Genomic DNA, 13,426 nt, shown 5'->3' with positions numbered 1-13,426 from the left:
GCATCCTAAAAGGATGCTTAAAATTATATTGGTTTTAGGCCAGGTTAGAACCTATAATTAAGCCAACATGGTAACCGGATTCTCTAGATACGCCCTCAATGTTTGCAAGAATTGGGCTCCAACAGCGCCATCAACAGTTCTATGATCACAAGCCAATGTCACCTTCATAGTATTCCCTACAACTATCTCTCCATTTTTTACCACTGGTTTCTCTACAATTGCACCAACGGACAAAATAGCTGAATTTGGTTTATTGATGATAGAAGTGAATTCTAAAATTCCGAACATTCCCAAATTGGAAACGGTAAAGGTACTTCCTTCCATTTCATCTGGTTTTATCTTTTTGGTACGTGCTCTACCAGCCAAATCCTTAACGGAAGTACCAAGCTGAGTCAAACTCAATTGATCTGCAAACTTAATTACGGGAACTACCAATCCTTCATCAACCGCCACAGCTACTCCCATATGTATATGGTGCTTGTAAATAGTGGCCTCATCAGTCCAAGTGGTATTCACTTGAGGATGTTTCTTCAACGCCATAGCACTGGCTTTTAATACCATATCATTAAAAGATACTTTGGTATCTGGTAAATTATTGATTTGCGTACGGGATGCTTTGGCATTATCCATATCCACTTCAATGGTCAAATAGAAATGTGGAGCACTAAACTTAGATGCGCCCAAATGTTTGGTAATTGCTTTTCGCATAGAAGAGTTCTTCACTTCTTCCATACCTTCTTCCCCAACAGGTAGACTTATTGGAGCAGCTGCAACAGGAACAGTAGCTTCCACTGTAGCAGAAACCGCTGGTAATGAAGAAGTTGCTTGAGATGGCTGGAAGTTTTCCACATCTCTTTTTACAATCCTGCCATGATCGCCAGAACCTTTTATATCTGCTAAATTGATTCCTTTTTCTCTAGCTATCTTCTTGGCCAATGGTGAAGCCAAAACACGTTGTCCGTTTTGAGAAGCCTGCACTTCTGAAGCTGCTTCTTGGGCTTTTGGTGCTTCTGCCACGGCTTCTGGTTGTGGAGCACTTTCGGCTACACTTGCTCCCGCAGGTGCATTCAACACTACACTAACATCCGTACCAGCTGGTCCAATAACAGCCAAAACATCATCCACTGGTGCGGATTCTCCTTCTTGTATTCCAATATGTAGAAGTGTACCTGAGTAGAAGGATTCGAACTCCATGGTAGCTTTGTCAGTTTCAATCTCGGCCAGAATATCTCCTTCTTCTACCTCATCCCCTACTTTTTTCAACCAAGAGGCAACAGTTCCTTCTTCCATGGTATCACTCAATCGTGGCATTTTAATAACCTCAACTCCTTCCGGAACCGCAGCACTTACCGCAACAGGAGCAGCTGGTGTTTCAGAAACACTTTCTGTTTCAACTGAAGATTCAGCAGATGTCTGTGCACCCCCTCCATTCAACAATGCAGCAATATTTTCACCCTCTTCTCCAATAATGGCCAAAAGCGAATCAACCGGAGCACCATCTCCTTCTTCAATACCAATATGAAGTAATGTACCTTCATGAAAGGACTCAAATTCCATGGTGGCCTTGTCGGTCTCGATTTCAGCCAGAATATCACCTTCCTCTACTTTGTCTCCTACTTTTTTGAGCCATTTTGCCACGGTTCCTTCTTCCATGGTATCGCTCAACCTAGGCATGTTGATTACTTCTGCCATCTACTTATAATTTATGTTGTAAAAATGGATAATCTTCTTGTTCGTATACGGTGTCATACATTTGTTCCAACGGTGGGAAATCTGATTCTTCTGCGAATTTTTCACACTCAGAGACTAAACTCTTAACGTTTTTGTCAATTTCCTTTATTTGGTCCTCAGTAGCCCATCCTTTTTCAAAGATGATATCCTTAACCTGAGTAATTGGATCTATTTTTTTGTATTCCTCTACTTCTTCCTTGGTTCTATAATGCTGTGCATCAGACATGGAATGTCCTCTGTAACGGTAAGTTTTCATTTCTAAGAAAGTTGGACCACCACCCGTACGAGCTCGCTCTATGGCTTTATCCACTTCTTTGGCAACAGTTGCGGGATCCATTCCATCCACATCGGTACACGGCATTTCGTAACCTAATCCCAACTTCCATATTTCTGTGGTATACGCAGTACGGGCAACTGACGTTCCCATAGCATAACCGTTGTTCTCACAGATAAATACCACAGGTAATTGCCAAAGCATGGCTAAATTGAACGCTTCATGCAAAGATCCTTGACGTACGGCACCATCACCCATGTAACACAAGGTCACTGAATCTCTTTTAAAATATTTATCGGCAAAGGCCAATCCCGCACCTAAAGGAATCTGTCCGCCAACAATGCCATGTCCGCCATAAAAGCGATGTTCTTTGGAAAAGATATGCATAGAGCCTCCATTTCCTTTAGATGTACCTGTTACCTTTCCAAAAAGTTCCGCCATCACTTTTCTAGGGTCCACACCCATACCTATAGGCTGTACGTGGTTACGATATGCAGTTATCATCCTATCCTTGGTCAAGTCCATAGCGTGCAGTGATCCTGCCAACACAGCCTCTTGACCATTATATAGGTGAAGAAAACCTCTAACTTTTTGCTGAATATATACTGCGGCCAGTTTGTCCTCGAACTTTCTCCAGAACAACATGTCCTCATACCATTTTAGATAGACTTCTTTGGTGATTTTTTTCATCAACAGTTGTATTATATGAAATTCCCCTCCATTGAGGAAAGGCAAAAATACATATATATCTGTTTTGTAAAAAGATTTGGTTTAAGAATCGCTCAAAAATGAGCTACTAAAAGCCAAAGGTAGAATGTGGGCCATTGAATCACATTTGTAGATAGGTCCGACTTCACCACGAAGCAAGATGGAAATTGGAGATTTTTGTTTTTGCTCATACTCTATTATTGACTGCCTACAATTACCACATGGACCTGCTGGCTTGTCCACAACATAATCTTTGGAGGTTGCACTAATAGCGATGGTTTTTATTGTAACTCCGGGGTATATTGCGCCAGCTTGAAAGACAGCCACACGCTCTGCACAAAGCCCAGATGGGTATGATGAGTTTTCTTGGTTATTACCAATTACCACTTCTCCATTCTCTAACAAAACCGCTGCACCTACTTTAAAATTGGAATAGGGTGAATAGGCATTCTCCCTTGCTTTTTCAGCATCTGTTAACAATTTTTGCTCCGTTTGTGATAGCTCTTCAATATTATTGAATATGGTAAGCTCAAAACCAATCTGTTTTTTCTCCATAATTTGTATTGGGTCTTGACCAAAAATAAGAAAACCTGCCAATCGACAGGTTTTCTTATAATTTATATTTCTTATCCTTTAGTCGTTGACAAACTCCTCTCCAAAATTAAAGGTAAGAGAAAAACGCAATGTATTTTCCAATGGGTTTCTCACTTGTGATGTAGAGAACAAATAAGAAAGGTCTATTTGTGCCGTTTTAAATTTGAATCCAGCACCTAAGGTAAAGAACTGTCTTGATCCTTTTTCCTCATTCTCATTAAAATACCCTGCACGTAGCATGAAAGATTCCATATATTTATATTCAGCGCCGAGAGCCATTGTAACTTCCTTCAATTCTTCTCCAAACCCATCAGGAGCATCCCCTAAAGATTCAAAGGCGCCGCTAAAGAACCCAATTTGCTGATATTCATCATTGTCTTCTGCTGTAATTAGACCATCTCCTGTAAAATCTCTTGGAGTAGGAACCAATAATTTATTGAATTCGGTATGAAGGCCCAAAACATTGTCCTGATCAAAGATGAAGTCAAAACCAGCACCAAACTTTAGATTAGTTGGCAAAAAATTCTCCTGACCACCCGCATCATACTGGATTTTACCTCCCAAATTGGAAATATTGAATCCCGCTCTCCAGCGACCATCAAAACTGTTATATGCAATTTCCCTAGAACGGAAAAAACCAGCTATATCAACTGCAAAGGCATTAGCTGCCTGCGAATCTTGTCCACTTTCTTGAAATCTAAGGTTCGAGCTAATAAATCTACCCCCCACTGCCATAGAAAAGGTCTGGCTTAATTTTAGGGAATAGGAGCCATCAATTGAAAACTCATTTGGTTTCACCAATGTAGGGTCTAATTGATCAAATGTTTGGCGAAGCTCTATTTCTCCAAGACCAAAATATCTTAGACTAAATGCAAATGCGCTTCGATCATTAAGCTTGTTATAGTAATTTGCGTTCAAAAGGGAAACATCATTTACAATGCTTTCCAGATAAGGCGTGTAACTTACCCCAACTCCTGTTTTTTGGTTTGCGAAAGCGAATTTTGCCGGATTCCATTGTTGCGAATAAGCATCAAAGGAAGTTGCCACCCCCATATCTCCCATACCAGATGCTCGAGCATCCGCAGCAATGGTTAAAAATGGAACGGCTGTTGTAATTACTCTTTCTTGTTGTGCGCTTATCTTTGGGGCCATGATAAACAACACTACCAATACTAGTAACTTTTTCATTTTAAGCGTTTAGCGTTTAGTAAAAATAACGTCCATAGCGTAAATAAATTTAGACGTATTACATGTAAACGAACTTTTCCATAAATTCTTGTAGTTAAAGTCCACTTTTTTAAACAAATTCCTATAAAATGAACCTATTCAAACATTTTGAGCTTTCATTAATAGTTCTAAAATCGTTAAAACACCTATCCATCATACTATTTTCCAACCATTCACGTTTAAAATGTAGTTCGGTGCCTGTAGAATAGTTTCCATAATTATTTACAAGCACAAAATATTATGGCAGAAACATCGTTTTAATGCCATCAAAGGATTTAAAAAATCAAATCAAGTTAAAGTAATTCAGGGTTAAAACCCTATGTTTTAAAGTACTCAAGCCCAAATTATGAAAAAACACTTTATCAAAGTTGTACTTTCTTGCGCTATTATAGTAGGAAGTTTTTCAAGCTGTAAAAATTCCTCATCCTCTTCCAAAAACGTCTCTAGAGCCACGGGATGGAAAATAAATGCGAAAGAGGGTGGATTTCAATACAATTCTGACTTTAAAGAGCAGGAAACCCCACCTGGGACTGTTTTCGTTGAGGGTGGTACGTTTACCAAGGGTAAGGTCCAGGATGATATTATGCACGATTGGAATAATACGCCAACGCAACAACATGTGCAGTCTTTCTATATGGATGAAACCGAGGTAACCAATGTTATGTACTTGGAATACCTTGATTATTTGAAGGCTGTTTATCCTCCGGAAAATCCAAATTATAGAAACATTTACAATGGTGCCTTACCTGATACATTGGTATGGAGAAATAGATTGGGCTTTAACGAGACCATGACCAATAACTACTTAAGACACCCTGCCTATGCAGAATATCCTGTGGTAGGGGTAAATTGGGTACAAGCATCACAATATGCTGAATGGAGAACCGACAGGGTCAACGAGGTCATGTTGGAAAGAGAAGGATATATTGCCCAAGACGCCAAATACAAAGTATTGAACGGTGAAATGAGCGGAACTTTTAGCACAGAAGCATATTTGAACAATCCAGAATCGGTTTATGGTGGAGAAATAGATTCATTACAAGGCAAGAAAAAACGTGATTCAATAAGCACATTTGCCAAAAGAAGTAGTGGCGTAATCATGCCAGAATACCGACTCCCAACAGAAACTGAGTGGGAATATGCGGCACAGGCGCTTATTGGGTCTAGAGAATACAACAATTATAGAGGTAGAAAGAAATATCCATGGGAGGGTGACTATACCCGAAATGGACAACGTGTAGGTCGAGGTGACCAATTGGCTAACTTTAAACAAGCTAAAGGTGACTATGGTGGAATTGCTGGATGGTCTGATGACGGAGCCGATATTACCGCCGAGGTGAAATCATACAAACCCAACGACTTTGGTCTTTATGACATGGCCGGTAACGTTTCTGAGTGGGTTGCCGATGTTTATCGCCCAATTGTTGATGATGAAATAAGTGATTTTAACTATTACCGTGGAAATATTTTCTTAAAAAAAGCCATTGATGAAGATGGAAAAGTAAAGGTATTGCGTGATGAAATCAAGTATGATACACTTCCTAATGGTAAAATTGTTGCCATTAACCTTCCTGGAGAGATTGAAATGGTACCGGTTACAGAAGAAGAAACCTATTTAAGAACCAATTTTGACTCAAGTGATAATCGTGGTTATCGTGATGGGGACGCAGGTTCTTCAAGGTTCTTTGAAAGGTTCAGTGATGAAGCCGATAACAGAAAAATGTATGATTCTCCAAAACATAAAGTGGAAAGAGATTCAACCGGTAAACTGCTTCGTCAATACGATACCTCTAACTATAGAACTTCTTTGATTAATGATGAAGTTCGTGTGTACAAAGGAGGTTCATGGAGAGATAGAGCCTTTTGGTTAGATCCTGCGCAACGTAGGTATCAGCCCCAATATATGGCTACTGACGATATAGGTTTTAGATGTGCAATGTCTAGAGTTGGATCAAAATCCAAATCCAAGAACAAAACTGTGCGCCACAAAAAAGCCAAATAGAAAACATCAACATAATTTCATAAAAGCCCTGACCAAAAATCAGGGCTTTTTTTTATCTTCGATTTATGACATTGGAAGAACTTCACCAGCTTTTTTTAGCACACCCAACTATTTGTACAGATACTCGAAAAATTACCAAAAATTGCATATTCTTTGCTCTTAAGGGCCAAAACTTCAATGGAAATGCTTTTGCCGAAGAAGCCCTAAAAAAAGGGGCCGCCTATGCCATAATTGACGAGGAGGAACATAAGACATCTGTTAATTGCCTTGTTTTTGATAATGTATTGGAAACCCTACAACAGTTGGCCTCTTTACATAGAAACAAAAACAAAGTAAAGGTCATCGCTTTAACCGGCAGTAATGGAAAAACAACAACCAAGGAACTCATTAACAAAGTTCTTTCCAAAAAATACAATACCATTGCCACCATAGGAAACCTCAATAATCATATTGGTGTTCCCCTCACTCTTTTGTCCATTAATGAAAATACAGAAATAGCTATCGTGGAAATGGGTGCCAACCACAAACAAGAAATTTCCTTCTTAAGTAAGATTGCGCAACCAGATTTTGGCTATATCACCAATTTTGGAAAAGCCCATTTAGAGGGCTTTGGAGGGATTGAGGGTGTCATTGAAGGCAAAAGTGAACTGTACGACCATCTCATTTCTAATGACAAACATGTTTTCATGAATGGGGATGATGATGTTCAACAAGAAAAGTTGAAATCATACATAAAAAAAATAGGGTTTAGTACCAAAGACCATCAATATTACAACATCTCCTTTATTGAAGCCAATCCTTTTGTGGTTCTTGAAGTTGAGGGACATCAAATAAAAACCCAACTGATCGGCAAATACAATTTCCCTAATTGTTGCGCGGCAGTGCTTATGGGCAAATACTTCAATGTTCCGTTAAGTGATATTAAAACTGCCCTTGAATCTTATGTTCCACAGAACAATCGATCACAAATCATTGATAAAAACGGATTCCAAATTATTTTGGATGCCTATAATGCTAATCCATCTAGCACTAAAGCTGCTTTAGAGAACTTTAAAAATATGACTGCCCAAGAGAAAACCCTTATCCTTGGAGATATGTTTGAACTTGGGAAAGATGCAGCCAAAGAACATCAAGCAATAGCAGATTTAGCTAAAAAATTGGGGTTTACCAATGTCTTTCTTGTTGGAGAAATTTTTTTTCAGGTACAAACTCCCTTTAAAAAGCTCAAGTCTTTTAACGACCTAAGGAGCGAACTTGAGCATAGCCCATTAAAAAAAGGCACCTTTCTAATAAAAGGATCTAGGGGCATGGCACTGGAACGAACATTGGATTTTCTAAAAGTCTAAATTCCAAAACAAAATATAGATAGAGTTTTTAATTTCAACATTTCGCCTTTATTGTTTCAAAACAGTGTGATTGCTGAGCTCTTTTCGGGTTGTTTTGTCACAATTATATATCTGATTTTGATGCAATGGAATTATAAGGGTAAATTAGGGCTATCCATATAACCGATACCATGAAACCCATCATCAAAAATGTTTTGCTAACACTACTTATAGCTTTTACTGCCTGCAAAACCGAAAAAAAAGAAAAGGAAGCCTCCCAAGTAAAATCTCGGACCAAACCAAATATTGTCATCATCTATGCGGATGATCTAGGGTATGGCGAGCTTGGAGCCTATGGTGCAACCGAGTTAAAAACACCCAATCTTGATAAATTGGCAAATGGCGGGATTCGATTTACCAATGGGTATGCCTCATCAGCAACCTGCACTCCTAGCAGATATGCCCTTTTAACCGGCGTATATCCATGGAGAAACAAAAGCGCTAAAATTTTACCTGGAACTGCTCCTTTGATTATTGATACTGCCCAAATAACCATTCCCAAAATGTTGAAACAACAAGGTTATACCACAGGAATTGTTGGCAAGTGGCATTTGGGACTAGGGACAGGTGATGTAAATTGGAACCAAAGAGTAAGTCCAGGGCCCAATGAGATAGGCTTTGACCACAGTTATATTATGGCAGCTACACAGGATAGGGTTCCTACAGTATATATTGAAAATGGAGATGTGGTAAACCTGGACCCCAATGATCCCATTCAAATAGATTATCAAAAAAACTTTCCAGGAGAACCAACAGGCAAGAACAACCCTGAAATGCTAAAAATGAAATGGCATCACGGACACCATAACAGTATTGTCAACGGAATTCCCCGTATTGGCTTCATGAAAGGTGGTGAAGCTGCTAAGTGGGTCGATGAAGATATGGCCGATGATTTTCTTAAAGAAGCGCAGCGTTATGTAAAAAACAACAAGAACAGTCCATTTTTTCTTTATTACGCCTTACAGCAACCCCATGTGCCAAGAACACCGCATTCCCGCTTTGTAGGGTCAAGTGGTATGGGGCCAAGAGGAGATGTTATTGTTGAGGCCGATTGGTGTATAGGCGAGTTTATTAGAACATTGGAAAGCGAAGGTTTATTGGAAAACACCTTGATTATCTTTTCAAGTGATAATGGCCCTGTGGTCAACGATGGGTATTATGACGATTCCGTAGAAAAACTGGGCGACCATAAGCCTGCAGGAGCGCTGAGAGGAGGCAAATACAGTTTGTTCGAAGCGGGGACCCGAGTTCCGTTCATCACCTATTGGAAGGGAAAAATTACGCCAGGGACTTCCGAAGCATTGGTTAGCCAGATAGATTTTTTGGCTTCGCTATCCGCATTGGTTAAAAGTAACACCAAGTCACAGGACAGCAAGAATCTATTGGATGTCTTTTTGGGAAAAAGCAACAATGGTCGTGAGGAATTGATTCTTGAAGCTTCTACGCGAACCGCACTCCGTAAAGGAGATTGGGCCATGATTCCACCCTACGAAGGTCCCGCTAAAAACAATTATGTGAACATTGAATTGGGGAACAGTAGTGAATATCAGCTTTATAATCTTAAAGAAGATCTTGGGCAACAAAACAATCTGGCCAAAAGCAACTCTGATAAATTGGCAGAAATGATAAAGACCTTTGAAAACATTAGAGGAACAGAATTGAGAAAAACCGAACTATTGGAGCTTAAATAGTGAACAAAAGAGAGATTTCAATTATGATAAAGCAATGTTTCATGTATATCATTTGTACACTATTCGGTGTTAGCGCCAGTTATAGTCAAGGTGACATTATCCCATTATGGCCCAATGGAGTTCCAAACCAACAAAAAACTAATGAGTCAGAAACACAAAATAGAGATGATATACTTTGGATTGAGAATGTTCAGCAACCTACCCTGGAAGTTTTCTTGCCCACAAAAAGGAATGCCACTGGGAAGGCAATGATTATTTGCCCTGGAGGAGGTTACCAAGGCTTGGCATATGATTGGGAAGGAACAGATATTGCCAAATGGCTTAATTCTAAAGGAATAGCTGCATTTGTGTTGAAATATAGGCTACCACTTTCCAAATCAATTATCAAAAAAGAAAAAGCTCCTTTACAAGATGTACAAAGGGCCTTGAGAATTGTTCGTCATAATTCCAGCAACTGGAACATCGTAAAAAATCAAATCGGAATCATGGGATTCTCTGCTGGAGGCCATTTGGCCTCTACCTTGTCCACCCGCTATGAAGCAAATAATTCTTTTGAAGCTGATTCCATAGATCATGTGAGTGCCAGACCAGATTTTACAGTTTTGATATACCCTGTAATCACCATGAAAACCCCTAACACCCATTTAGGTTCCCGAAATAATCTATTGGGGGAAAATCCTCCACAGGAGTTGGCAGATCATTATTCAAACGAATTGCACGTTGACAAAAACAGTCCGCCCACTTTTATCGTTCATTCTACTGATGACGAGGCTGTCCCGGTTGAAAATAGTCTTTTGTTTTACAAGGCTTTAAAAAAGGAAAAAGTTCCTACAGAAATGCATATTTACCCCCATGGAGGCCATGGGTATAGTTTGGCAATAGGAAAAGGGCATCTACAAACATGGACCGATCGTCTTGCTGAATGGTTGCAAAACCTTAAGTGAGGAAAATCTTTATTTTCTAAAACTTGGAAAATCTGCCACTTCGGTACATCCTATTTGCTCCATAACTTGCTTTAATTGCGTTTTAAGCAAGGTTATGGTATGGTCTCCACCTGATTTTCCAAGTGCTGCCGCTCCATACATGAATGAGCGTCCCATAAATGTAAATTTGGCCCCGCTGGCAAGGGTTCTTGCAATATCTGGTCCAGAGCGAAGCCCGCTATCCATCATTACAGTAATTTTGTCATCATATTTGGCTGCGATTCGGGTCAGTGGCCTTATAGTTGATTCACCTGCATCCAATTGCCGACCGCCATGGTTTGATACAATAATACCATCAAGTCCCAGTGCAATGGCTTTTTCTGCATCGGCTTCCGTAGCAACTCCTTTTAAAACCAATTTACCTTTCCAAAGATCTCTGATCGCTGCTATTTTATCAACATCCATTCGTTTACTGAAGGTCTGATCCATAAACTGACCCAACTGACTAAGGTTTAGACCTTTAGGCATATAAGGCTTAAGCACTTCAAAGTTAGGTTGGCCATAGCGAAGCGTTTCCAAGGCCCATTTTGGCTTACCTAAAATCTGGAGAATATTGGCAACCGACATTTTGGGCGGCATAGAAAGGCCATTTTTAATTTCCTTTGGCCGAAACCCAAATGTTGGTGTATCGCATAACAACACCATAACCGGGCAACCTGCAGCATCTGCCCTTTTAATTAAATCGTTTCGCACCTGCTCTTGGGCGGGATGATATAGTTGAAACCATGCATTGCCCTCTGTTATTTCAGAGATTCTTTCAATACTTGAGGTAGTAACAGTGCTCAGAATAAATGGAATATTGTTCTCAAATGCAGCTTTAGCCAATATTTCAGATGAATTAGGCCACATTAACCCTTGAAGCCCCACAGGTGCAATGCCAAACGGCGCATCAAACTTTTGCCCAAACAACTCTGTGGACAAATCAGCACCATCGTACCTATCTAAATAGCGAGGTGAAAGTTCAACTTCCCTGATATCGGAAGTGTTTTTTTTTATGTTTACTTCTTCATTACATCCACCATCCAAATATTCAAAGGCAAACCTAGGAATGCGTTTGCTTGCCTTTTCACGTAAGTCATCTATACTAGGATATCTTGAATCGAATGTTGCTTTAGGACCTCTTGCCATTATTAAATTGTAAACTATTGTTAATGCTAAACTTTTATTGTGCCTATCCCTTTCCTTTTAAAGTTGGAAAATTTGGTCCATCAGCATCCATTTCTCATTTGGTTTGGCCTGGGGCAATGCTTTTTGATAGTTCCACATTAAGTTCTCCCATTCTTCTACTTTTGAATTTCCCGCATCCATTTTTGCTTTTCTTTCAAAAGAAAAAGAAGCATCGACCTCCATAATCATGAACAATCTATTTTCAATTCTATAGATCTCCATGTTTTGTATTCCAGAATCCTTGATACTTTGAATTATCTCTGGCCAGACTTTTTTATGATACTCTTCATATTCGCGAATAAGGTGCTCATCGTCTTTTAAATCCAAGGCCAAGCAGTATCTTTTTATGTTGTTCATCCCCTTCTATTCATGTTTTTTAAAGACATGGTGCCCGTACCAACTAATATATACAAAGCAAAGCATGGGCAATATGAAAGAGAAGTTCACCTCTGACACTCCCAAAATTGTTGTATCGGCAACTCCATTCCCACCTACATCAATAATCATTCCCTGTAGCTTAGGCATTAAAGCACCACCTACAATAGCCATAATCAGCCCAGCTGATCCAACTTTTGATTGATCCTCTGTAAGATCACCTAGGGCAATCCCGTAAATGGTTGGGAACATTAGAGACATGAACATTGAAATTCCAACGATACAATAAAGTCCTACCATTCCTTTTATAAGAATAGCACCGAGAGTGCACAACAAAGCTAAAATGGCAAATGATTTTAGCAACTTGCCAGGACTCATAAAACGTAGGAGATATGTTCCAATGGCACGACCTACCACAAATACAATAAAAGCTGCCATCTGGTAGTATCCGGCCGTAACACTATCCATCCCAATCGCCTCTGCATATTGATAGATGTACGTCCAGCACATAATCTGTGCACCCACATATAGAATCTGGGCCAATACGCCCAATACATATTTTTTGTTTTTGGATAGCGTCTTAAATATTGCTCCTATACTCGGTATGTCGTCCTCATCCCTGGCCTGAGGCATTTTACTTACCAGAAAGACAACAAAAATTATGGAGATGACCAACCCCAAAATCACATATGGATTACGGATGACCAATAAATCCGAAGTTCTTACCAATGTCTTGGCTGCTTCATCCAACGCACTAAAATTTTCTATGTCATCAGATTGAAGGTTTTTAAGTACAAATTGTTGGGCAACAACCAGACCTGCTATCAAACCAACAGGATTAAATGCTTGTGCAAGATTAAGACGTTGGGTAGCCGTCTCTTTAGCCCCCATGGCCAATGCATATGGGTTTGCAGCGGTCTCCAAAAAAGCCAGTCCAAAAGTCAGTATATATAGTCCCAAGCAGAAAAACCAGAATTTCTCGGTTATTGCGGCCGGGTAGAACATCAATGCTCCAACAGCATACAGGCCCAATCCAATAAGAATTCCGACTTTATAGGAGTACTTTCTCATAAACATTGCTGCTGGCAGTGCCATACAGAAATATCCTCCGTAAAATGCCATTTGCACCCAAGCGGCTTGGGAATTTGATAATTCCAATACCTTTTTGAACGCTTGCACCATTGGGTCCGTGACCGCATTGGCAAAACCCCAAAGTGCAAATAGGGAAGTGATTAGGATAAATGGAAAAAGCACTTCTTTTGATACTACTTTTGGTCTACTCATAATTT

General features: G+C 39.7%; 11 protein-coding genes. 4 read left to right on the top strand and 7 right to left on the bottom strand.

Features of this window, described 5'->3' with window-relative positions:
* Positions 1-57: 57 nt before the first annotated feature.
* The 4 genes from CRO15_RS16555 to porV form a co-directional block, all read right to left on the bottom strand.
* Positions 58-1,692, bottom strand: a complete 1,635-nt coding sequence (locus CRO15_RS16555; RefSeq protein WP_097046972.1) for a dihydrolipoamide acetyltransferase family protein — start codon at positions 1,690-1,692, stop codon at positions 58-60.
* Between the two features lie 4 nt (positions 1,693-1,696).
* Positions 1,697-2,695 (bottom strand): pyruvate dehydrogenase (acetyl-transferring) E1 component subunit alpha, encoded by a 999-nt coding sequence (pdhA, locus tag CRO15_RS16550; protein ID WP_097047155.1) that lies wholly within the window; start codon positions 2,693-2,695, stop codon positions 1,697-1,699.
* A gap of 81 nt (positions 2,696-2,776) precedes the next feature.
* Entirely contained in the window at positions 2,777-3,268 is a 492-nt protein-coding gene (gene cdd, locus CRO15_RS16545; RefSeq protein WP_097046971.1) for a cytidine deaminase, read from the bottom strand.
* A gap of 78 nt (positions 3,269-3,346) precedes the next feature.
* Positions 3,347-4,495, bottom strand: a complete 1,149-nt coding sequence (porV, locus tag CRO15_RS16540; protein ID WP_097046970.1) for a type IX secretion system outer membrane channel protein PorV — start codon at positions 4,493-4,495, stop codon at positions 3,347-3,349.
* A 385-nt stretch (positions 4,496-4,880) separates the two neighbouring features.
* On the opposite strand from porV, the gene gldJ reads away from it, so the two are divergent.
* The 4 genes from gldJ (at position 4,881) to CRO15_RS16520 (ending at position 10,556) form a co-directional block, all read left to right on the top strand.
* Entirely contained in the window at positions 4,881-6,536 is a 1,656-nt protein-coding gene (gene gldJ / locus CRO15_RS16535; protein ID WP_097046969.1) for a gliding motility lipoprotein GldJ, read from the top strand.
* Between the two features lie 65 nt (positions 6,537-6,601).
* Positions 6,602-7,882, top strand: a complete 1,281-nt coding sequence (locus CRO15_RS16530) for a UDP-N-acetylmuramoyl-tripeptide--D-alanyl-D-alanine ligase (protein ID WP_097046968.1) — start codon at positions 6,602-6,604, stop codon at positions 7,880-7,882.
* A gap of 170 nt (positions 7,883-8,052) precedes the next feature.
* Complete coding sequence (locus tag CRO15_RS16525; protein ID WP_097046967.1) at positions 8,053-9,612, top strand: sulfatase family protein; 1,560 nt, start codon at positions 8,053-8,055, stop codon at positions 9,610-9,612.
* Positions 9,613-9,653: 41 nt separating this feature from the next.
* Positions 9,654-10,556: an alpha/beta hydrolase gene (locus CRO15_RS16520; protein WP_243397005.1), complete on the top strand. Its 903-nt coding sequence runs from the start codon at positions 9,654-9,656 to the stop codon at positions 10,554-10,556.
* Between the two features lie 9 nt (positions 10,557-10,565).
* Here CRO15_RS16520 and CRO15_RS16515 read toward each other — a convergent pair whose 3' ends face one another.
* Genes CRO15_RS16515 through fucP form a run of 3 tightly spaced genes read right to left on the bottom strand, consistent with a single transcriptional unit; the run spans position 10,566 to position 13,421 of the window.
* Complete coding sequence (locus CRO15_RS16515; RefSeq protein ID WP_097046965.1) at positions 10,566-11,723, bottom strand: alpha-hydroxy acid oxidase; 1,158 nt, start codon at positions 11,721-11,723, stop codon at positions 10,566-10,568.
* A 57-nt stretch (positions 11,724-11,780) separates the two neighbouring features.
* Positions 11,781-12,110: an L-rhamnose mutarotase gene (locus CRO15_RS16510; RefSeq protein ID WP_097047154.1), complete on the bottom strand. Its 330-nt coding sequence runs from the start codon at positions 12,108-12,110 to the stop codon at positions 11,781-11,783.
* A gap of 15 nt (positions 12,111-12,125) precedes the next feature.
* Positions 12,126-13,421: an L-fucose:H+ symporter permease gene (fucP, locus tag CRO15_RS16505; RefSeq protein WP_097046964.1), complete on the bottom strand. Its 1,296-nt coding sequence runs from the start codon at positions 13,419-13,421 to the stop codon at positions 12,126-12,128.
* Positions 13,422-13,426 lie beyond the last annotated feature (5 nt).

This window comes from Flagellimonas pacifica (assembly GCF_900215465.1).
In the GTDB taxonomy this organism is placed as follows: Bacteria; Bacteroidota; Bacteroidia; order Flavobacteriales; family Flavobacteriaceae; genus Flagellimonas; species Flagellimonas pacifica.
The sequence above is the reverse complement of the archived record's forward strand: the minus strand, read 5'-3'. Positions and strand labels throughout refer to the sequence as shown.